This is a genomic window from Rhodospirillales bacterium (assembly GCA_016699855.1).
GTDB lineage: Bacteria > Pseudomonadota > Alphaproteobacteria > Reyranellales > Reyranellaceae.
Genome location: CP064988.1, coordinates 5,180,772 through 5,201,920, shown reverse-complemented (window position 1 = coordinate 5,201,920; position 21,149 = coordinate 5,180,772). Strand labels below are relative to the sequence as shown.

General features: G+C 71.6%; 18 protein-coding genes and 1 pseudogene. 5 read left to right on the top strand and 14 right to left on the bottom strand.

Going from position 1 to position 21,149, the window contains the following annotated elements; all coding sequences use genetic code 11:
- Positions 1 to 57 precede the first annotated feature (57 nt).
- Together IPK81_24680 and IPK81_24675 are read right to left on the bottom strand one after the other, a co-directional pair.
- Entirely contained in the window at positions 58 to 1,188 is a 1,131-nt protein-coding gene (locus IPK81_24680) for a FecR domain-containing protein (GenBank protein ID QQS12614.1), read from the bottom strand.
- A gap of 243 nt (positions 1,189 to 1,431) precedes the next feature.
- Positions 1,432 to 4,581, bottom strand: a complete 3,150-nt coding sequence (locus IPK81_24675) for a S8 family serine peptidase (GenBank protein ID QQS12613.1) — start codon at positions 4,579 to 4,581, stop codon at positions 1,432 to 1,434.
- 149 nt (positions 4,582 to 4,730) lie between these two features.
- On the opposite strand from IPK81_24675, the gene IPK81_24670 reads away from it, so the two are divergent.
- Complete coding sequence (locus IPK81_24670) at positions 4,731 to 5,270, top strand: cysteine hydrolase (GenBank protein ID QQS12612.1); 540 nt, start codon at positions 4,731 to 4,733, stop codon at positions 5,268 to 5,270.
- 71 nt (positions 5,271 to 5,341) lie between these two features.
- Here the strand turns inward: IPK81_24670 and rpsI are convergent, their stop codons facing one another.
- The 3 genes from rpsI to IPK81_24655 all read right to left on the bottom strand — a co-directional run bounded on the left by rpsI (position 5,342) and on the right by IPK81_24655 (position 6,896).
- Complete coding sequence (rpsI, locus tag IPK81_24665) at positions 5,342 to 5,839, bottom strand: 30S ribosomal protein S9 (protein ID QQS12611.1); 498 nt, start codon at positions 5,837 to 5,839, stop codon at positions 5,342 to 5,344.
- A 2-nt stretch (positions 5,840 to 5,841) separates the two neighbouring features.
- Positions 5,842 to 6,306, bottom strand: a complete 465-nt coding sequence (rplM, locus tag IPK81_24660; protein ID QQS12610.1) for a 50S ribosomal protein L13 — start codon at positions 6,304 to 6,306, stop codon at positions 5,842 to 5,844.
- A gap of 164 nt (positions 6,307 to 6,470) precedes the next feature.
- Positions 6,471 to 6,896: a PaaI family thioesterase gene (locus tag IPK81_24655; protein QQS12609.1), complete on the bottom strand. Its 426-nt coding sequence runs from the start codon at positions 6,894 to 6,896 to the stop codon at positions 6,471 to 6,473.
- 126 nt (positions 6,897 to 7,022) lie between these two features.
- Here IPK81_24655 and IPK81_24650 point away from each other — a divergent pair, with 126 nt between their 5' ends.
- Positions 7,023 to 7,829 carry an enoyl-CoA hydratase gene (locus IPK81_24650; GenBank protein QQS12608.1) on the top strand — a complete coding sequence of 269 codons (807 nt, stop codon included), beginning with the start codon at positions 7,023 to 7,025 and terminating at the stop codon, positions 7,827 to 7,829.
- A gap of 23 nt (positions 7,830 to 7,852) precedes the next feature.
- Here IPK81_24650 and IPK81_24645 read toward each other — a convergent pair whose 3' ends face one another.
- From IPK81_24645 to IPK81_24620, 6 genes and pseudogenes are all read right to left on the bottom strand, one after another.
- A complete protein-coding gene (locus tag IPK81_24645; protein ID QQS12607.1) occupies positions 7,853 to 8,632 on the bottom strand; it encodes a hypothetical protein in 780 nt (259 codons plus the stop codon).
- On the bottom strand, positions 8,629 to 9,612 hold the full coding sequence (locus tag IPK81_24640) for a phosphoglycerate dehydrogenase (GenBank protein QQS12606.1): 984 nt from the start codon (positions 9,610 to 9,612) through the stop codon (positions 8,629 to 8,631). Before IPK81_24640 ends, IPK81_24645 begins: the two co-directional genes overlap by 4 nt.
- Before the next feature lie 2,125 nt (positions 9,613 to 11,737).
- Positions 11,738 to 11,896: pseudogene (locus IPK81_24635) on the bottom strand (patatin-like phospholipase family protein).
- Between the two features lie 451 nt (positions 11,897 to 12,347).
- Positions 12,348 to 12,698 carry a hypothetical protein gene (locus IPK81_24630; protein ID QQS12605.1) on the bottom strand — a complete coding sequence of 117 codons (351 nt, stop codon included), beginning with the start codon at positions 12,696 to 12,698 and terminating at the stop codon, positions 12,348 to 12,350.
- Between the two features lie 17 nt (positions 12,699 to 12,715).
- Positions 12,716 to 13,033 carry a hypothetical protein gene (locus IPK81_24625; protein QQS12604.1) on the bottom strand — a complete coding sequence of 106 codons (318 nt, stop codon included), beginning with the start codon at positions 13,031 to 13,033 and terminating at the stop codon, positions 12,716 to 12,718.
- A gap of 30 nt (positions 13,034 to 13,063) precedes the next feature.
- Positions 13,064 to 14,215: an NADH:flavin oxidoreductase/NADH oxidase gene (locus IPK81_24620; GenBank protein ID QQS15255.1), complete on the bottom strand. Its 1,152-nt coding sequence runs from the start codon at positions 14,213 to 14,215 to the stop codon at positions 13,064 to 13,066.
- Positions 14,216 to 14,359: 144 nt separating this feature from the next.
- Here IPK81_24620 and IPK81_24615 point away from each other — a divergent pair, with 144 nt between their 5' ends.
- Genes IPK81_24615 through IPK81_24605 form a run of 3 tightly spaced genes read left to right on the top strand, consistent with a single transcriptional unit; the run spans position 14,360 to position 17,933 of the window.
- Positions 14,360 to 14,878 (top strand): CoA-binding protein, encoded by a 519-nt coding sequence (locus tag IPK81_24615; GenBank protein QQS12603.1) that lies wholly within the window; start codon positions 14,360 to 14,362, stop codon positions 14,876 to 14,878.
- 33 nt (positions 14,879 to 14,911) lie between these two features.
- Positions 14,912 to 16,903, top strand: a complete 1,992-nt coding sequence (locus IPK81_24610; protein QQS12602.1) for a glycosyltransferase family 39 protein — start codon at positions 14,912 to 14,914, stop codon at positions 16,901 to 16,903.
- Between the two features lie 25 nt (positions 16,904 to 16,928).
- Positions 16,929 to 17,933: an LLM class flavin-dependent oxidoreductase gene (locus tag IPK81_24605; protein QQS12601.1), complete on the top strand. Its 1,005-nt coding sequence runs from the start codon at positions 16,929 to 16,931 to the stop codon at positions 17,931 to 17,933.
- On the opposite strand, the gene IPK81_24600 is transcribed toward IPK81_24605, so the two are convergent.
- From IPK81_24600 to IPK81_24590, 3 genes are all read right to left on the bottom strand, one after another.
- Positions 17,917 to 19,140 (bottom strand): MFS transporter, encoded by a 1,224-nt coding sequence (locus tag IPK81_24600; GenBank protein QQS12600.1) that lies wholly within the window; start codon positions 19,138 to 19,140, stop codon positions 17,917 to 17,919. The two genes, IPK81_24605 and IPK81_24600, sit on opposite strands and share 17 nt — an antisense overlap.
- 81 nt (positions 19,141 to 19,221) lie before the next feature.
- Positions 19,222 to 20,229 carry a tripartite tricarboxylate transporter substrate binding protein gene (locus IPK81_24595; protein ID QQS12599.1) on the bottom strand — a complete coding sequence of 336 codons (1,008 nt, stop codon included), beginning with the start codon at positions 20,227 to 20,229 and terminating at the stop codon, positions 19,222 to 19,224.
- 124 nt (positions 20,230 to 20,353) lie between these two features.
- Entirely contained in the window at positions 20,354 to 21,130 is a 777-nt protein-coding gene (locus IPK81_24590) for a class II aldolase/adducin family protein (protein ID QQS12598.1), read from the bottom strand.
- Positions 21,131 to 21,149: the final 19 nt, after the last annotated feature.

Genomic DNA, 21,149 nt, shown 5'->3' with positions numbered 1-21,149 from the left:
CTAGTACGAGCGACGAGGGTCTTCCGGGCAATCGGGCCGAGGAGCCACTGTTGGTGGCTACCTCCCGCTGCCGCCCGCACCACCTCCGCCACCGGCACCGCCGCCGCCACCGCCGCCACCGCCGCCACCGCCGCCACCGCCGCCGCCACCGCCGCCGCCACCGCCGCCGCCACCACCGGCGCCGCCACCGCCGCCGCCACCACCGGCGCCGCCACCGCCGCCGCCAGCACCACCGGCGCCGCCACCACCGGCGCCGCCAGCACCGGCGCCTGCGCCACCAGCACCACCGGCGCCTGCGCCACCAGCACCTGCGGCGGACGCGCTCGCGGTGCCGCCGTTACCGGCGCCACCACCGCCGTTGGCCGCGCCGGCGCCCTGGCCGTTGTTGCTGCCGCCATTGCCGGTACCCGGACCGCTGCCGCCCGTGTTGCCGCCGCCATTGGCGTTGCCGGCGTTGCCGTTGCCGTTGCCGGCGCCGCCCGCAGGTCCGGGTGCGGGTCCGGGCGCAGGCCCGGGAGCCGGCCCCGGCGCGGCCGCCGCCGGCGCCGACACCGCCGCCGACTGCGACGCCGTGCTGCTGCTGCTGGTGCCGGGCGACGACGAGACGGTGCAGGCCGAGTCGACGCTGATGGTGTAGCCGGCCTCGGTCAGATAGGCCTTGTCGCGCTGGCGCGGCGCGTTGCACGGCCAGACCAGCACGTGACCCGAATGGACGTCGACCTGGGTCTGACCCTTGCCGTCGACGTGGATCACGAAGTCGGTGCCGCGGATGCCGATCGACGCGGTCGGCGTCTGGATGTTGACGGCCTCGCGCCGGACGTTGCCCGACAGGAACCGCATCGTGCCCTTGGTGACGCCCAGCAGCACGCTCGCGCCGCCGCCACCCGGCTTGTAGACGTAGTCGTCGAGGGTGACGCGGCTGAGCGGGCCGACGTCCATGCGCGTGCCGTCCTCGAAGATCACCTCGACCCGGCCCTTGGCCTCGGTCGTGATCAGGTCGCGCTGGAACAACGCCCCGTTCACGGTCAGGACGGTCGCCGGCCCCTCCGGCGGCTGCCGCGTGCCGGCCGGGTCGAGCCGGCGGATGTTGGCGACGCGTTCCTGCGCCGACACAGGAAGGATGCCGGCCGCGACGGCGGCGAGCGCCAGCGCGCCCGCAAGGCGGCTAGTGGTATCGAGAATTCTCATATCGGCCCCCCGGCCCAGCCAAAAAGCGTAGACGAAATCGACGGACAAGTTCCGCCTTAGAGGGGCGTCGAACCGCGTGTCGCCGTTACGTCACGACAATTTTCAGCGGCGTGATGGATGTATACGCCGGCGCGGACCCGCCCGCAACGGCTCGCGGCCGTCGCGGACGCCCGTCGGCGATCCGAGGATTCCGTGCGGTACGTCGAGGCGCGGCGTCTCGCCGGCCTGCCGGAGTGAGTCTGCTCAGATGAACTCGGCGCCGGTCCAGTTGTAGCCGTTGTTGGCGCTGATCGTGAACGTGGTGACCCCACCATCGGCCGACAGCAGCGCCACGTCGGCGGTGGCGCCGTTGCCGATGTACACGATGCCCGTCAGGTCGATCCGGTCGCCGTCGCCGAAGTTGAAGTCGACGATGACATCGTTCCCGTCGCCCGCGCTGTAGGCGAAGATGTCGGCGCCGGTGCCGCCGCTGAGGACGTCGCGGCCCGTCCCGCCGACCAGCCGGTCGGCGCCGCCGAAGCCCTGCAGCGTGTCGTTGCCGGCCGCGCCGCTCAGCGTGTTCACCGCGTCGTTGCCCTGGATGAAATTGTCCAGCGTGTTGCCGGTGAGGTTCAGCGCGGTGCCGATGTTGGCGGCGAGGTTCTCGATGCCGGCCGGCGCGACGTAGTCGATGGTGACGGACACCCAGACCGTGTCGATGCCCGAGCCGCCGGTCTCGTCGACCACGTCGGCGCCCGCGTCGACGCGGTAGAAATCGTCGCCGACGCCGCCGAAATACGTGTTGCCGGCGCCGGTGCCGCCGATGAAGGCGTCGTTGCCGTCGCCGCCGTAGAGCGTGTCGGTGTCGAGGCCGCCCTGCAGCACGTCGTTGCCGTTGCCGCCGTACAGCACGTCCACGCCGGCGTAGCCCAGCAGGTTGTCGTTGCCGTCGGCGCCGCTCAGCGTATTCACCCCGTCGGTGCCGTAGAGCGTGTTGTCGCTGGCGTTGCCGGTGAGGTCGCCGGCGGTATCGAAGTTCAGGACGCCCCATTCGACGTTGGCCGCCAGCGTGTGGCCGGAGAAGCCGACCCAGACCTGATCGGCGCTGCCGGTGCCTCCGCCGGCGCCCTCGATCACCGTGTCGGCGCCGCCGTCGTCGAGCCGGTAGTAGTCGTTGTCGGCGCCGCCCACCAGCGTGTCGCCGCCGGTGCCGCCGAACAGGAAGTCGTCGCCGGCGCCGCCGTAGAGCGAGTCGCCCGAGGCGAAGCCGTAGAGGTAGTCGCTGCCGCCCAGGCCGAACAGCGTGTCGGCGCTGAGGTCGCCGAACAGCGTGTTGCGGTCGCCCTCGCCCGTGAGGATCGCGGCGCCGGCGAAGTTCACGGCCCCGACCTCGGTGCCCGAGGTCAGCGTGTAGTTGGTGAACGACACCCAGACGGTGTCGAGGCCGGCGGTGCCGGGCGAGTTCTCGTCGACGATGTCGGCGTCGTCGAGGCGGTAGAAATCGTCGCCGTAGCCGCCGTTCAGCGTGTCGATGCCGGTGCCGCCGAACATCAGGTCGTTGCCGTCGCCGCCGTAGAGGTAGTCGACCTCCGTCTCGCCGAACAGCGTGTCGTCGTCGAGGCCGCCGTAGAGCGAATCGATGCCCCAGTGGCCGTGCAGCTCGTCGTTGCCCGACATGCCCTCGATCAGGTCGTTGCCGCGCTGGCCGTAGAGCACGTTGACCGAGCCGGAGCCGCGCAGCGTGTCGCCGCCGTCGCCGCCATAGGCGTTCTCGATGACGCCAGAGACGATCGCCAGGGCGTGGCCGTCGATGCTGGAGGCGCCGCCGCCAAGGTCGATGATCGCCGCCGTCGACAGCATGGAGGCGTTGACCACGTCGGTGCCGCCATCGGTGTCGTTGAGCGTGCCGCGCTGCGCCGCGTGGGCGGGGTCGCGCGCGAACATCTCGTTGAACTCGTCGTTGTAGTAGTAGACGTCGCTGGTCGTCGCCAGGTCGCCGGTGATCCGGAGCTGCCAGTTGGTGAAGACGCCGACGTCGCCGCCCTGGTTGTCGGTGATGCTCAGGGTCCAGGTGCCGACGCCGCTCTCGCCGCGGAAGAACGTGCTCGACAGGGTGAAGCTGATGTTGTCGGTGGCGTCCTGCCCGCCCAGCGGATTGTCGGCCAGCAACACCGTCACGCCGGAGGGCGAGGTGAGGCGGATCTCCAGATCGCCACGGAAGGTATGCGTCAGATTGATGTCGACCTCGACGTGCTCGATGTCCATCGCCGTCGACCAGACGATGTTCGAGTTGACCGTGTTGCCGTCGGTGATCGCCGCGCCGGACGCGGTCACCGCCGATTCGAGCACCACCTCGTTGGCCGAGGTGGCGGCGGGCAGGATCCAGGTCTCCGCCAACCGCACGGCGGCGCGCGCGTCGATCAGGCCGGCGCCGAAATCGTGGCTCCAGTGCGTGCCGCCGCCGTTCCAGTTGGAGGCGCCGTTGTACTGGTAGCCGGCGGTCACGCCGGTCTGCCGCGCCGACAGCGCGAGGATGTCCTGCACGTCGCGCCAGCCCAGCCCGGCGCGCGCCTCCAGCATCAGCGCCACCACGCCCGAGGCCACCGGCGTCGCCGCCGAGGTGCCGCCGAACGCCATGTCGAAGTCGTCGGAGCTGTAGCCGATCGCGCCGGTGCGGTCGGTGGTCGGCAGGCCGACGCCGGGCGCCGACACCAGGATCGAGGCGCCGGGCGTCGAGAAGCTGGCGATGTTGCCGTTGATGTCGGTGGCGCCGACCACGACCTCCCAGCGGTTGTTGCCGAAGCCGGTGTCGTTGGTGTCGGCTCCGGACGCGCGGGAGTTGCCGGCGGCATGCAGCATGATCGTGCCGAGCCCGCCGCGGCCGTCCTCGGCGGCGTCGCGCACGGCGGCGATGTCCGGCGCCATCGCAGCCGGGTCGATGTTGAGGAAGAACGCGATGCCGCTGTAGCCCCAGCTGTTGTTCATGATGTCGGCGTACTGCGCGGCGTGGTTGAACGCCTGGATGTTGTCGACGCCGGGCGGGCCGTTGCTGCCGCCGAACTGCTGGTAGATCGAGATGATCGACGAATCGTAGGCGACGCCGACCACGCCGGTGCCGTTGCGGGCGGCCGCGATCAGGCCCGCGACAGCGGTGCCGTGGAAATCCGCGAACGCCGTGCCGCCGGGCGTGCCGTCGCCGCCGCCGGCGTTGGTGCTGATGGAATGCGCGAGGTCGTAGTTGACCGCGAGGTCGCTATGGAGACGGTCGACGCCGCTGTCGAACACCGCGACCGAGACGCCCTCGCCGGTGTAGGCGGCGCCGCCCGCTCCGTCCCACACCACCTGGGCGTTGACGCCCCAAGTGCCGAACAGGTGCCACTGGGTATTGTAGAGGGTGTCGGTCGGAGCGGGCATTAGTGGTCTCGTTCGACGTTGGCACGGAAGGCGCGCGAAGGCTCATTTTAGCACTCCGCGGGAGGATTGTCGCGCGGGCCGTGCGGCGGCGGCGTGGATTTCACGGGCCGTCCGGACTACCCTGGCGCTCCCCGGAAGGACGGCCGCCGATGCGCACCGCGCTCCTCGTCATCGGCATGCAACGCGGTTCGTTCACCGCCGCCACGCCGAGACACGACGCCGACGCTCTGGTCGGGCGCATCAACGCCCTGGCCGCCGCCGTGCGCACCGCCGGCGGCGTGGTCGTCTTCGTCCAGCACGACGGCCCGCCGGGCGATCCGCACCACCCCGACGCCCCCGGCTGGCACCTGCTGCCCGGCCTCGACGCCCGGCCCGACGATCCGGTCGTGCGCAAGACGGCGTGCGACGCGTTCCTCGACACCGATCTCGCGGCGACCTTGGCGGCGCGCGGCGTCGTCCGCCTGATCGTCACCGGCTGCGCCACGGACTACTGCGTCGACACCACCGTGCGCAGCGCGCTGGCGCGGCGCTACGCGACCGTCGTGCCCAGCGACGGCCACACCACGATGGACCGCCCTCATCTGCCGGCCGTGAAGATCATCGCGCACCACAACGCGCTCTGGGCCGATTTCATCGCCCCGGCCGGCCCGGCGTTGGTCGTGCCCTGCGCGGCGGTGGCGCCGGCCTGAGCCGCGCCGTCGGCCCACGAAAAAGGGCGCCCGTCGCCGGGCGCCCTTCGCGTCGATGATGGGATCGAGGCTCAGCGCTTGCTGAACTGGAAGCTGCGGCGGGCGCCGGCGCGGCCGTACTTCTTGCGCTCGACCACGCGGCTGTCGCGGGTGAGGAAGCCGCCGGCCTTCAGCGGACCGCGCAGCTCCGGCTCGTGCAGGGTCAGCGCCTTCGAGATGCCGTGGCGCACGGCGCCGGCCTGACCCGACAGACCGCCGCCCAGCACCGTCGTCACGACGTCGTAGGCGCCGATGCGACCGGCGATCAGGAACGGCTGCTGGATCAGCATGCGCTGCGTCGGACGGGCGAAGTAGACCTCCTGGTCCTTGCCGTTGACGGTGACCTTGCCGCTGCCCGGCTTCAGCCAGACGCGCGCGATCGCGTTCTTGCGCTTTCCGGTGGCGTAGGAGCGGCCCTTGGAGTCGATCTGCTTGGTGCGCGGACCGGCCGGCTCGACCGGGGCGGCGGCGGCGATGTTCGCGGCGGCCTTGCGCAGGCCGGCGGCGGCGGAGAGAGGTTCGGTGGCCATGGTTACGCGGTCCTCGCGTTCTTGCGGTTCATCGCCCGGACGTCGAGCTTGACGGGCTGCTGCGCCTCGTGCGGATGCGCGCCGCCAGCGTAGATCTTGAGGTTCTTCATCTGCTGGCGCTGCAGCGGGCCGCGCGAGATCATGCGCTCGACCGCCTTCTCGATCACCCGCTCGGGGTACTTGCCGCCGAGCCGCAGGCCGAGGCTGGCCTCCTTGATGCCGCCGGGATAGCCGGTGTGCCAGTAGAACTTCTTGTCGCGTAGCTTGTCGCCGGTGACCTTCACCTTCTCGGCGTTGATCACGACGATGTTGTCGCCGCAATCGACGTGGGGGGTGTAGGTCGGCATGTGCTTGCCGCGCAGGCGGGTCGCGATGATCGTCGCCAGCCGGCCGAGAACGAGGCCGTCGGCGTCGATCAGCACCCACTTCTTCCGCACGTCGGCAGGCTTGAGGTTGAAGGTGGCCATCTGTTCCGTCCAAATAAAACACGGGCCGGCCTGGGGCCGCCCGGACGGGCGCTGATGTACGGGCGCGAGTTCGCGAAGTCAAGCGTCGACGCGCATCGACCTCCAGAAATAGTCATTTAAATCAATCACTTGAAATATAGGTAATATTTTACCCCACATCGGCATCAGCCGCCGCGCGCCGGCGGGATCGAATAGGTGCAGGTGACATGGGCCACCGCGTCGGGATCGCCGTCGTTGAAGATCGTGAACTCGGCGACCGCCAGACGCTTGCCCAGCTTCATCAGCCTTCCCTCGCCGACCAGGTCGCCCGGCACCGGCTTGCGCAGGAAATTGATGTTGAGGTTGGTGGTCACCGCCAGCGCCACCGGCCCGATCTGCGCGAGGATCAGCAGATAGGTCGCGCAATCCGCCAGCCACATCAGCGTCGGTCCCGATACCGTGCCGCCCGGCCGCAGGTGCCGCTCACCGGTCGGCATGCGCACGCGGATCGTCCTGTCGTCGACATGCTCGATGCGCAGATCGAGGTGCCCGGCCTGAGGGAACGCCTCGTCGAGGAACGCCCGCAACTCCGTCGGTCCCATCACCGGCATCGACCCGCTCCCGATCATCCAACCCCGCGCGCGGCGCTCCGTATAGAACCCCCTCCGCCGGCGCACAACGCGCCGCAGCGGTGCTATGCTGCCCGCCGATCGCGCCCACGAACCGAGGACGAAGCGATGACCGCCGCCCCCACCGCCGAAGTGAACGAGCCCGTCCTGCTGCGCGAGGACAGCGGCCGCGTCGCCGTGCTGACGTTGAACCGGCCGAAGGCGATGAACGCGCTCTCGAGCGACCTGATCGCGGCCCTCGACCAGGAGTTCGACCGGCTCGCCGCCGACAAGGAGATCCGAGTCGTCGTCATCCAGGCCAACGGCCGCGCCTTCTCGGCCGGCCACGACCTGCGCGAGGTGCGCTCAAGCTCGGAGTACGGCTTCCACCACGCGCTGGTGACCTCCTGCAGCGCGATGATGCTGAAGATCCGCGCCCTGCCCCAGCCGGTCATCGCCAAAGTGCGCGGAATCGCGACGGCCGCCGGCTGCCAGCTGGTGGCGGCGTGCGATCTGGCGATCGCCGCGGACGACGCCAAGTTCGCGACGCCGGGCGTCAACATCGGCCTGTTCTGCGGCACCCCGTCCGTCCCGCTGGGCCGCAACGTCGGCGCCAAACGCGCGCTGGACATGCTGCTGACCGGCGAGCCGGTGAGCGCCGAGACGGCGCTGCGCGACGGGCTGCTGAGCCGCGTCGTGCCGGCCGCCGAGCTCGACGCCGCGGCGATGGCGTTGGCGCGGCACATCGCGACCAAGAGCCCGCTGGTGCTGGCCCAGGGCAAGGAGCTGTTCCACAAGCACATGGAGATGGACCTGGCGCAGGCCTACGCCTACGCCAGCGCCTACATGGCGGGCGCCATGATGCGGGAGGACGCCCGCATCGGCATCGACGCCTTCGTCGGGAAGAGGCCGCAGCCGGAATGGACGGGGCGGTAGGTCGCGCCGGCAGGCGGCCGCGCTCAGCGCGCGGCGTTCGATAGCAGCGACGCGCGCAGCGCTGCGACCGAGGGATCCCGCGCGGCCAACAGGCCGAGCGTGTCGAAGTGGCGACGCATGGACGTCACGACGCCGTCGGCCAGATCGAGCCGGTCGACGCCGAGCAGGTCGCCATGACGCCACTCGACGAAGGCGAGCCCGTCGTCCCCCGCCCAGTCGACCAGCTCGAACGGCGCGTCGCCGAGATGCCGCCGGAGCTCGGCGGGCACCATCCCGTCATGCCGGTCGGGAGATCCGATCATCGTCTCCGCCGTGAACGCCGCGTCGACGGGCGCGCCGGGGACGATGTCGGCGTAGCGCGGCGGCGGCGCGCCCGATGACGCGGGACGCCGATCCAGCCATCCCAGATCGGGCCGCAGCGCGCGGAACACGGCGGCCTGGTCGTAGAAGCGCCGGCCGCGGAACACCCCGCCGTCACGCAGATGCACGCGGTAGACCGACTCCCACGCCACCGCGACGCCGTTGATGGTGGCCGAGTTGGCCGCCTCGACGAACACCGCCGCGCCGCGCCCGCGGTAGCGCCGCATGTCGATGCGCAGGTCGGGCATCAGCCGCAGCACGTGCGCGATCGCCTCGCGCACGGCCGACGCCGGCGTCGGCGCCGCCATGCCCGCATCGGCGACCTCGCCCTCGGGGTGGAACAGCGCCGCGTAGGTGTCCGGACCCGGCGCCAGACCGAACGCCTTGAAGCGCGCGAACCAGCCCGCGGCATCGGACGGAGAGACGGCGGCCGAAACGTTCATGGCGTGGTCACTTCGTTGATCGGGCGTTCGCCGCGCGCGATCCGTTCGATGTTCGACGCCACGACGGCCGCGCGCGCCGCGGCCATCCCTTCGGTCGCGCCGGAGACGTGCGGCGTCATCAACACGTTCGGCAACGTGTGGAACGGCAGCGCGGCCGGCGCGGTCGGCCGGTCGTCGCGCGGGTAGCGGTACCAGACGTCGAGCGCGGCGCCGGCGAGGCGGCCGCTCGACAGCGCGTCGAACAACGCCGCCTCATCGACGATCTCCGCGCGCGCGACGTTGACCAGACGCGCGCCCGGCTTCATCAGCGCCAGCTCGCGCGCGCCGATCAATCCGCGGGTGCGCTCGTTCAACGACAAGGTGATGGCGAGGTAGTCGCTGGCGCGCAGCAATTCGTCGAGACGGTCGAGGCCGCCCAGCAGCGTCGCGCCGCCCCCGGCACCACGCGCGGTGTCGCGCCGGATCGCCACGACCTCCATATCGAAGGCCCGCGCCCGGGGCGCGAGCGCCGCGCCGATATGACCGTGACCGAGGATCCCCAGGGTCGCGCCGGCCAGCTCCGGCGACAGCGGCGAACGTGGCCTGCCTGGCGCCCACTGGCCCGGCCAGTCGCCGGCCCGCAGGCCCGCGTCGAGCGCCCGGAAGTCGCGCGTCAGCGCCACCATGGCGCCCATGATGTACTCGGCGATGCCCGCCTCGTGGCCGTAGGCGTTCGCCAGCGCCACGCCGGCCGGCAGCGCCGCGCGGTCGATCCGGTCGAGCCCGGCCGCGGGCAACTGCACGAGCTTGAGGCGCGATCCGGCCGCCGCGCCCATCGCCGGCGTGAACGCCAGAGTCACGAGGACGTCGATATCGCCGAGGCTCCCGGCGGCCTCCGCCTCGTCGGCGACGACGACGATCTCGCAGGGGATCTTCAGCGACGGCCGGACCAGCGGCGCGAAGGTCGCCGCGAAGCCGCCGGCGAAAGCCACTCTCAACATGGACGCGCGCTCCGCGTGGACCGATGCGCCGATGATGGGCCCGGCCCGGTCGCGCGGCAATTACGTCACAGGTCATCGCCACGCATGGACGCGGCCACGCGCGTCGACCGCGTGCGCCAGCGAAGGACCTCGGCTCGGCGGTGTCGACCGTCCGGGCGCGGCGGCGATGTCAGATTCCGCGGTCCTTCATGTCCCACAGCAGGCTGGCGATGGCCTCGTAGCCGAGCGCGCGGTAGGCCTCGAACTGCTCCTCGTCGAAGAACTGGTCGGCGACCGTGGGATCGTGCGGGAACGCGGGGTGCGTGGCCTTGTACTTCCAGATCTCCTCCGGATCGTCCGCGCACAGGCTCGTCTTCACGTAGACCAGCACGCCGGTGAAGGCGCGCGGCTCCAGCGGATCGCCGGGCCGCTCCGGGTACTCGATGGTGCCGATGGCGTAGTGGCGGCGGCTGACGGGCGTCTTGTCGACGTAGCCGTCCGCCTCCTCCCGCAGGCGCAGCCCGTCGAGGTCGATCTCGATCTTGAGCGCCATGTCGATCTGGGCGAAGCGCACGACGTCGCCGAAACTGGCGTAGCTCATGGCCGCGTCCTGCTCGGCGTCGACCGCGACGATCAACCGGCAGCGGCGGCGCAGCAGTTCGTAGACGCCGAGGTTCTCGACATGGCCGCCGTCGGACAGGTTCACCAGCCAGCCGTCCTGGTGGACCAGCCCGGTCATCTCCTTCAGCAGGTAGAGGGTGCCCGGGTCCGCCCGCTTCAACAGCCTGGCGGACGCCGTGGCGAACTCGCCCGCCGCCACGCGCCTGGGATTCGGCGTCCAGTAGCCGAGGCGGACGTTGAACATGGCGAGCAGAAAACGCAGCACCGGATTGGTGACGCGACCCGCCGCCGACGCCGCCGCCGCGCCGGACACCGCGACGACGGACGCCAGCGTCATGCGCTTGTTGATCGCCTCGAGGCCGCGCGTGGCGCAGTACATCGTCGAGTCGCTGCCGGCGCGCAGCGGGGTCAGCGCGAAGAAATCCGCGACGCGGCCGCGGTTGTCGTACTCCGCCCGACGCCACGGCCCGAGGTTGAGCGCCGCGTTGAACAGCGGATAGGGAAGCAGCGCGCCGGGCCGCGGCGCGAGGTCCCCCAGCTTCAACGAGTCCCGCGGCTCCGTCCGGTCGCCGTTCACGACGCCGAACATGAACGCCTTGCTCAGGCGGTCGCGGTAGAACGAGTGCGGCGAGACCTCGTTGGCGTTGTAGAGCGTCAGCAACCAGATCAGCAGCGCCAGCAGGATCGACGCGGCGGTCGAGGCCGCGAAGATCCGGAGAGCGAACAGCCACGAGCCGTCTGGAATCCCGTCCCCGATCAGCCGGCCGACCACCGGCTTGACGAACTCCTGGAAGCCCTGGTCCTCCAGCAGCTTCGCGACGCCGACGGCGCCGAGCCAGAGGAGCACCGGACCGGCGAGCGCCGCGGCGACAACGGCCGCCCCCTTCCGGACGACCGCGGGCAGGCTTCCGACCTTCGTGAGCAGCGCCAGGGCCGCGGCCAGGCCGCCGATGGAGGCCAGGCTCCGCTTCTCGACCAGCGTGGCGCCAAGCGCGTAGTACAGATAGGGCTGCGCGGCGACGAACACCGTCGCGACGACGGCGCAGGCGCCGATCGCGACATGCTGGCGGAAAAGCTCGCGACCGTCCCAGAAAGGCCGGCCGGTCGCCTGGGCGTATCGCTCCAGGAACAGGCGGTACTGGCGCGAGAGCAACGCGAAGCCGAGCACGAAAAGCGACGCCGCGAGCGCCACGTCCTTGAGCGGACCCAGCGCCAGCGCCGCGCACGCGTCCCACCGGGCCACGCACCAGTACGGCGGCGCGACCAGCAGCGCGTGCACGAGGCCGGCGAAGAACAGCAGCCACGGCAGCAGCGCCATCAGGTTCAGCAGCACGCCGCGCAGAAACTGGGTGACGGCGTGCAGGAGCTGGAAGCCACCGCGCGGCGCGATGAAGTTGGAGTAGGCCCGCAGGTGGCGCAGCGCCGGTCCCTCGATGTCGCCGCGCTGGTGGGCGAACGGAAAGCGCCATGAGCTGTCCACCGTGCCGTCGGGCCGGTGCCAGTTGGCCGCGAGGCAGCCGTTGGTGTAGCCGCCACCCGACACGCTGGAGATGTAGTCGGCCGTCTGCAGATGGTCGTGCTTGTTCAGCGCCTGGGTGGCGCCGAGGCAGAACGACGCCGAGCGGATCCCGCCACCGGACAGCGCCAGTCCGAAAAGCGAGCGCGCGGGCGCCGCCGGCCCCACGGGCTCGGCCGCCGGCGGCTTCGTGGCGGCGCTTTCGGGCGGCCCGCCGCCGGTTGGCGCCGCCGCCGGCGGCGGCGCGTCCACCGCGGCCGGCACCATCCCGTCGGACGCCGCCGCCTTGTGCCGCGCCGTCTCGAGATCCTCCATCGCGAGGCGCTCGCCGAGACTGGCCAGCCTCGCGGCCAGCCGCGACACGTCGGCGTCGATGTCGACTTTCAGATCCGCCCACGCGGCGCGGCGGGGGGCGACGGCGCGTTCCAGCTCCTCCCGCCGCACGCCCTCGGCGTCCAGCAGCGGCGCCGCATCGGCGGCTTTCGGGGCGGGATCGTTCGGCATCGCTGTCTCCCGGACGCTTCGGCCGGGTCGCCCCGGGCGGCGGACGCGACGCTACCATGGCGCGCATCCGGTCGCGATCCTCGCGCGCGTCGGCGCCCGCGGCGTGTGAGCGGCCTCACACGCCGCGTCCGGATTCCGCGTCGAACCGCCGCCGCAGCGCCAGCCAAGGGATCGCGAGCGCGACCCACGCCGCGGCCACCGCGTGCGTGCAGTCGTCGACCGCCGCGGCCAAGGCCGGCTTGTCGCCGTCGAGCGCCGCCCACACCAGACCGGCGAGGCGCCACAGCGCGCATAGGACGCAGAACACCGCCGCGATCGGCGCCTCGGCCCCCACGACGGAGAGATACAGCCGCTCGTTCATGCCCCATCGGTACGGCAGATCGCCGGCGCGGGCGCGGCGCGCCCTGCCCGTCCAGCCCGCCGCCGCGACGCCGACGATCACCAGCGTGATCGCCTCGAGACTCACGGCCGCCGCGCGATCCTCTATTCGTCGAGCGGGCGGCGCAGCACGTGAAGCGCGACGGCCAGCGCGAACCAGCCCGCGATCAGCAGCCAGACGATGATCTGCACGCCGCCCAGTCCGGACACGTCGCGCAGGAACAGCACCTCTACGACGTCCTTCACGCCCCAGATCAGCGCCAGGATCGAGAAGATGCGCGCTTCGTTGCGCATACGCTTCGTGTAGGCGGCCGGGTCGGCCGCGAATTTCGCGGGGACCTCGCCCGCCTTCAGCTTCGCGATGCGCCCGGGCAGCGTCGCCGCGTAGACGAGGGCCATGACGAAGACGGCGATTTCCAGCATGGCCAGGCTCCCTTCCGAGGCGCGTCCGCCCTACCCGGCCATGCCGCGCTGGTAGGTCGACGGCGTGATGTTGACGGATTGAGCCCGCTTGGCGAGCCAGTAGGCCTGCGCCGCCGGCACCGAATCGAACGCCTTCTCGACGCCGAGCTTGCGGGCGGCGTCCATCGGCCAGTTCGGGTTGTAGAGCAGCTCGCGCGCCAGCGCGATCAGGTCGGCGCGGCCCTCGCGCAGGATCGCCTCGGCCTGGTCGGCGTGCACGATCAGGCCGACGGCCATGCTGAGGATTCCGGCCTCGTTTCTGAGCCGGTCGGCGTAGGGCACCTGGTAGCCGTAACCGACCGGGCCGGCGCTGACGACCGGGCTGCCGCGCATGCCGCCGGAGCTGCAGTCGATCACGTCGACGCCCTTCGGCTTGACGATCTTCGCCAGCTCGACGCTCTGGGCCGGCCCCCAGCCGGAATCGTCCTCGACCGAGAGGCGCAGGAACAGCGGCTTGTGCGCCGGCCAGTGCGCCCGGACGGACTCTATCACCTCGATGCAGAAGCGCATGCGGTTCAGGTCCGACCCGCCGTACTCGTCGTTGCGCTTGTTGGCGAACGGCGAGAGGAACTGGTGGATCAGGTAGCCGTGCGCGCCATGGACGTCGAGCACGTCGAAGCCGGCCTCATGGGCGCGCCGCGCCGCCTGGCCCCAGCGCTCGACGACGTCCGGAATCTCGTCGCGGCTGAGCGCCCGCGGCGTCGGATCGGAGGCCGGCGAGGCCTCGCCGCTCGACGACACCAGTTCCCAGCCGTCCCAGTCCCACACCTCGGGATCGGCCGGCCCGTTGAGCGGCGCGCCGCCCTCCCATGGACGGAACCGACGCGCCTTGCGGCCGGAATGGCCGAGCTGGATGCCGGGCACTGCGGAATCGTGGCTCCGGATGAAATCGACGCAGCGGCGCAGGCCGGGGATGAACTTGTCGTCCCACAGTCCGAGATCGCCCACGGTGCCGCAGCCGCGGCGCTCGACCTTGGTCGACTCCATGATCACCAGCCCCGCGCCGCCGGCGGCGTAGCGGCCGGCGTTCATCAGGTGCCAGTCGGTCGCGAACCCCTTGTCGGCCGCGTACTGGTGCATCGGCGCCACGACGATGCGGTTCTTGAGCGCGATGTCGCGCAGTTGGATCGGCGAAAAGAGCATGGGCGGCGTGGCCAAGGCGTTCTCCCTGTTCCCTGTCGCGCGAGCCTAGCCAAGGCCGGCGGGCCCGGCCACCCCGGCTTGATGGACGCCGCCATGCGCGCCCATACTGCCGCGCCGCCACATCGCGGCGACGGGAATGAAGATATGGATGGAAACACGACGCCGGCGCCGGCGACCGACGCCGTGGTGCACGACCGCTACACGGACGCCTATCTGCGCTCGGTGCTGCGGGCGACGAAGACCATCGCCATGGTCGGCGCGTCCACCAACTGGATCCGGCCGAGTTACTTCGCGATGAAGTACCTGCTCGACCACGGATTCAGGATATTCCCCGTGAACCCCGGCGCCGCCGGGCAGGAGATCCTCGGCCAGAAGGTCCACGCCTCCCTCGACGAACTGCCGGAGACCGTCGACATGGTCGACATCTTCCGCAATTCCGAGGCCGCCGGCCCGATCGCCGACGACGCCATCCGCCACGGCGCCAAGATCGTGTGGATGCAGATCGGGGTCCGCGACGACGCCGCGGCGGCGCGCGCCGAGGCCGCCGGCCTGCGCGTCGTCATGAACCGCTGTCCCAAGATCGAGCACAGCCGCCTGATCGGCAAACTGGAGTGGCACGGCATCGCCAGCGGCGTCATCAGCAGCAAGAAACGCCGACTCTAGGGATGCCACGATCCTCCGGGCCGTACAGCCATCGTGAGGACATCCCCCCTTCCCGCGCCACCAGGTCGCCCCCCGATCGGCGTCTGGCCGGCGCGTCTCGCGTTCGCGGCGATACTCGCCGTCGCGGCGGCGCTGCGGCTATGGCGGCTGGACGCCAACGGCTTCGGCACGGAGTACTACGCCGCCGGGGTCAGGAGCATGCTGACCAGCTGGGACCTCCTGTTCTTCAACGCCTTCGATCCCGCCGGATTCGTGACGCTCGACAAGCCGCCGGTCGCGTTCTGGATCCAGGCCGCCAGCGCGTCGGCGTTCGGATTCTCCGGTCCCGCCATCCTGCTTCCTCAAGTGGTCGAGGGATTGCTGACCGTCGCGATCACCGGACGTCTCGTGCGCCGGCGTTTCGGCATCGCCGCGGGTCTGCTGGCGTCGCTGTTCCTCGCCGTGACGCCGGTCGCCGTCGCCATCGACCGCACCAACAACACCGACAGCGCGCTGCTGCTGTTCCTCGTCCTCGCCGCCTGGGCCGTTTCGCGCGCGACAGAGCGCGGTAGCGCCGGATGGCTGGCCGCCGCCATGGCGCTCGCCGGCGTGGCGTTCAACATCAAGATGCTGGCGGCCGTGCCGATCCTGCCGACTCTGGCGCTCGTCTATCTCGTGTCCGCGCCGTTGTCGTGGCGGCGCCGGCTCGCGCATCTCGCCATCGGCGGCCTCGTGTTCGCGTCCGTCGCGCTCTCGTGGGTGGCGCCGTTCGATCTCGTGCCCAAAGGGCAGCGGCCATACGCCGGCAGCAGCCGGACCGATTCAATGCTCGAACTGGTGGTCGGCCACAACGGGCTGGAGCGGTTCGCTCCCCGGGCGCGGCGGCAGCCGCCGGCCGCCACCGCGTCCACCGACGCGAGCCAGGACCGGACGGCGTCCCCGGCGCCGGCGACGATCGCGCCCGGACGCCAGTTCTTCGACAACGTGCCGACCGGACCGTTGCGACTCGCCGACCGGCATCTGGCGGCGCAGTTCGGCTGGCTCCTGCCGCTGGCCGCGCTGGGCGCCGTGGCCGCGGCGCTCGGCACCGGCGCGTCGTGGCCGGCGGGGCGCCGGCACGCCGCGCTCCTGCTATGGGGCGGATGGGTCCTGACCTACGGAGCGGCCTTCAGTTTCGCAGGCGGCATCTTCCATGCCTACTACCTCGCGGCGCTGGCCCCGCCGCTGGCCGCGCTCGCGGCGATCGGCCTGACGGCGCCATGGGCGCGGCGCGGGTCGCCGACGTGGCGGTTCGCCCTCGCGGGGACGCTGCTGGCGACGGCGGCATGGCAGGCGCATGTCGCGGCGGACGATCTCGGATGGCGCGGCGACGGCTGGACCAACCAGGTCCTGCCGATCCTCGTGGCGGCGATCGCGGTCGGGTGCGCGCTCGTTGCATGGCGCGGCGATCGCGCGCGATGGGCCGGAGCGGCGATCGCCGTCACCGCTCTACTCGCGTTGCCGACGGTATGGTCGCTGACCTGCGCGCTGGCGCCGGGCAACGTCATGCTGCCGTCCGCGAGCCTCGCCCGCGTGCTCACCCCCGATGCGCCGGGCCGCCGCGGCATGCTGGCGAACCATCGGCCCGGCACGGACGATCCCCGGTTGCACGCCTTCCTCGCCGCCAACCGGAGGGGTGAACGCTTCGCGCTGGCGACGTCGAACGCGCTGCTGGCCGCACCGGTCATCACACGGTCGGGGCTACCGGTCATGGCGATTGGCGGCTTCCTCGGCACCGACCCGATCCTCGATCTCGACACGCTGGCGCGGCGGATCGACTCCGGTGACGTCCGCTTCGTGCTGCTGGCGGGCCGGGGCTCGCACGGTCTGCGCCCGGTCGACGAGGAACGGCGTCGCGCCTTCGCCGGCTGGGTGCGGGCGCGCGCGACGCGCGTCGATCCCGCGATGTGGCGCTCGCTTCGGCCGGGCGCGGAGGGGCGTGCGCCGCCGCCCCTCGCCCTGTACGATTTCCGGCCGGCCGCGGGCCTCGTGGACGCGACGCCGTGACGCGCCAACGACAGGGACGGAAACGATGAAGTTCGGGGTGTTCGACCATATGGACCGCGCCGCCGGTGGACTGGGCGCGCAGTTCGAGGACCGGCTGCGGCTGATCGAGATGTACGACCGCCTCGGTTTCCACGCCTACCACGTGGCCGAGCACCACGCGACGCCCCTGGGCATGGCGCCGTCGCCGAGCGTGTTCCTCGCCGCCGTCGCGCAGCGCACCAAGCGGCTGCGCTTCGGCCCGCTGGTCTACACGCTCAACCTCTATCACCCGCTGCGTCTGATCGACGAAATCTGCATGCTCGACCAGATGAGCGACGGCCGCCTCGAGCTGGGCGTCGGCCGCGGCATCAGCCCCTACGAGGTGGCGTATTTCGGCGTCGATCCCGCGACCGGTCCGGAGCGCTACGCCGAGACGTTCGACGTCGTCATGCGCGGCCTGACCAGCGCGTCGCTGACCCACGAAGGCAGGTTCTTCAGCTTCCGCGACGTGCCGATCGAGATGCGCCCCGTGCAGACGCCGCATCCGCCGCTGTGGTACGGCGCCAACACGCTCGACCACGCCGACCGTCTGGCGCAGGACGGAATCAACGCCATCGTCGGCATGGCGGCGCCGAGGGTCGGCGAGTTCTCGGCCCGCTACCGCGCGGCGTGGCGGGCGCGCGGCGGCGCCGACGACGCCCTGCCCTTCATCGGCATCAGCCGCCATGTCGTCGTGGCGGAGACCGACGCCGAAGCGCGCGCCGCCGCCAAACGCGCCTTCGCGCTGTGGTACGACGCGCTGATCCACCTGTGGCGGAAGAACGGCGTCGGCCTGCCGCGGCAGCTGATCCCCGCCGAGTTCGAGGACGCGCTGGCGCAGGGCTACATCGTGGCCGGTTCGGCCGCGACCGTGCGCGACCGCATGCGCGCCGACAACGACGTCGCCGGGATCAACTACTGCCTGTGCCGGATGGCGTTCGGCGACCTGTCGTTCGATGAATCGGCGCGCTCGGTCGAGCTGTTCGCGCGCGAGGTCATGCCGGCGCTCTAGCGCCGCCGCGCCAGCGCCACGCGACGACGAGCAGCAGCGCGAGGCCGACGGTCCACGCCACCGCCGGCCCCCAGGACAGGATGTCCGCGTACTCCGGCATCTTGCCGAGGCCGGCGGCGCCGGTGGCCATGCGCGCCAGCACCGCGACGTTCACGACGGCCCACAGCGCGCCCAGCATGCGGCCCTCGCGGCCGACGCGGCCGTAGGCCGTGGCGCCGGCGAAGAACAGCACGAAGGTGGCGCCCCAGCCGGCGCCGGCCAGCGCCTGTCCGACGACCAGCGTCGTCAGGTCGCGCGCCAGCACCGTGGCGAGGATGCCGGCGATCCCGACGGCGACCGCGGCGGCCATGACGGGCATCTCGCCGAGCCGCTTGGCGAGCGTGGCGGCGGGGAACATCGCGAAATTGAAGCCGATCCAGAACACCGGCATCAGCAGGTCGAGGTCGGCCGGCTTGGCGAAGACGAGGTAGCGTGGCGCGGAGTTGACGAAGAAATGGATCTGGAATCCGAGCGCCAGCGCGGCGCAGGCGGCGAAGAACAGGGGCGCGGCGCGCGGCCGGGGCGCGTCGGCCTTCGGCTCCGCCGCCTGCGGGCCGGCGGCCGCGAGCGCGCGCTCGATCCAGACGAGGCCGAGCGTGGTCGCGAACAGCGCGGCGCTGGAGACCGCGAACGGCAGCCGCGGGTCCATCGCCTTGAGCGCGCCACCGAAATAGGGCGACAGGGCTCCGGCCAGGGCGAGGCCGAGGAAGTTCAGGGCCAGCGCCCACGGCAGCGCCGGCGCCGGCGCGTAGGTCCCCAGCAGCGCCAGCGGCGGCGCGCGCAGCGCCGAGGACGTCACCGTCCAGACCACGAGCAGCGCGATGAAGACGCCCCTGCCGGTGTCGCCGCCGGATCGCGCGACATAGGGCAGCAGCAGGAACGCGAGGCAGGAGAACGCCGTCATCGCGAGGACGACGGGGCCAAAGCGGCGCAGGCCGCCGCGGATGCGGTCCAACCACAGCCCCATCGCGAGGTCGGTGAGCGCGAAGACGAGCTGGTCGGCCATCAGGAACCAGATGACCAGCGACGCGTCGAGGCCGACGGTCTTGAGCAGGCCCGGCAGATGGATCACGTAGACGATCCAGCAGCCGGCGAAGAAGAACTGCACGACCGCGAGGTAGGTGGCGGCGGCGTGGATCGCGCCCGCGCCCGGCTTCGTCGTCGTCACATCGCTCCCCGTCGATCGGCCCCGCGGCCGCACTGTCGCATGGAGACGAACACGCGGTCGCCGGGAATATTCCCGCCGACGTCAGTCCGAGACGATGCGCGCCGCCCGTGCCAGCCGCGTCCACTTCTCCATATCCTCGACGACGAAGCGCGCCAGGGCGGCGGGGCCGAGGTCCCTCGGATCGGCGCCGTGCTCGGCGAACTGCCGCAGGACGTCCGGCGAGCGCACCGCCTCGGCGAAGACGGCGTGCAGGCGGTCCACGATCCGCGACGGCGTGCCGGCCGGCGCGAAGATGCCGTACCAGATGCCGGCGTCGTAGCCCGCGAGGCCGGACTCGGCCAGCGTCGGGATCTCCGGCGCCGCCGCCGAGCGCGCCAGCGACGTCACCGCCAGGGCGCGCAGCGTGCCGGACCGGACATGCGGCAGCGCCGTCGTCAGGCCGCCGAAATAGAGGTCGATCTGGCCGGCCATGAGGTCGATCATCAGCGGGCCGCCGCCCTTGTAGGGCACGTGGACGATGTCGACGCCGGCCATCGACTTCAGGAGTTCCAGCCCGAGATGCGTCGGGCTGCCGGACCCCGCCGATCCGGCGTTGAGCGTGCCCGGCCGTTCGCGCGCCAGCCGCAGCAGCTCGGTCAACGACGCCGCCGGCAGGTCGTTGCGCACCACCAGCAGCATCGGGCTGCTGGCGACCAGCGCGACGGCCGCGAGATCGACGCGCGCGTCGTAGGGCAGCTTGCGGCCGATCGCCGGCGCGATGGTGGTCGAGCCGTTCGTCGCCATCCCCAGCGTGTAGCCGTCTGGCGGCGCCTTGGCGACGAAAGCGGTGGCGATCTCGCCGTTGGAGCCGCTCTTGTTCTCGACCACGACGGTCTGGCGCAGCAGCTCGCCGACCCTCGGCGCGAGGATCCGCGACAACAGGTCGTTGGGCCCGCCCGGCGGAAAGCCGACGACCAGACGCACCGGCCGATCCGGATAGCCGGCGGGCTGCGCCGCCGCCGCGAGTGGCGCCAGCGCGAGGCCGCCCGCGACGCCGCGGCGCGTCAGCGCGCTCCCGACCGCGAGGCCGGAAAGATGGGCTGTGGCCACGCCGCCCTCTTCGTTCGAGGTTCGGGGTCCTTCGCTGCGCGCAGGACGGCGGCGTCCTGACGAAGGCCGCAATTCCCGTCGTCCCGGGCGCAGCGAAGGACCGCGACGCCGGCGCCCGGCGGCGCTACTCGCGCCAGGAGGTGTCGATGGAGTCGAGCTTGCGCAGCAGGGCCGGCCACTCGAGCTGGCCGAGCCGGCGGCGCACGCCGGGCTTGAACAGGTGGTTCGCCGCCTCGACGGTCTCGCGCGGCGGCAGCGACAGCTCGGTGTTGCACGACAGCGCCATCACCTGGAGCTGGCAGGCGCGCTCGAGCCGCCAGATGTTGTTGAACGCCTCGGGGATGCTGGCGCCGGTCGCCAGCAGACCGTGGTTGCGCAGGATCATCACCTCGCGCTCGCCGAGATTGGCGACGAGGCGGGCCTGCTCGTCCATGCGGATCGCCGGCCCCTCGTAGTCGTGGTAGGCGATGTCGATGAAGCGCATCGCGGTCTGCGCCAGCGGCATCAGGCCCCGCTTCATCGCCGAGACCGCCATGCCGGCCAGCGTGTGCGTGTGGATCACGCAGTCGACGTCGTGGCGCGCCTTGTGGATGGCGCTGTGGATCACGAATCCGGCCTTGTTCGGGCCCAGCCCGGTCGGATCGAACAGCGTGTTGCCGTCGAAATCGACCTTCACGAAGCACGAGGCATGCATCTGGTCGTAGAGGTAGCCGTAGGGGTTCAGCAGGAACGTCCCCGGCTCGCCCGGCACCTGGGTCGAGATGTGGTTGGCGATCATCTCGTCCATGCCGTGCAGATGCACCAGCCTGTAGCAGGCCGCGAGATCGACCCGCTTCTGCCACTCCTCCTCGCCGACCTGCTCGCGGACGGATTTCGCGTTCTTCAGAGCCGTGACAGCCATGGTCGTGTCCTCCTCGCTG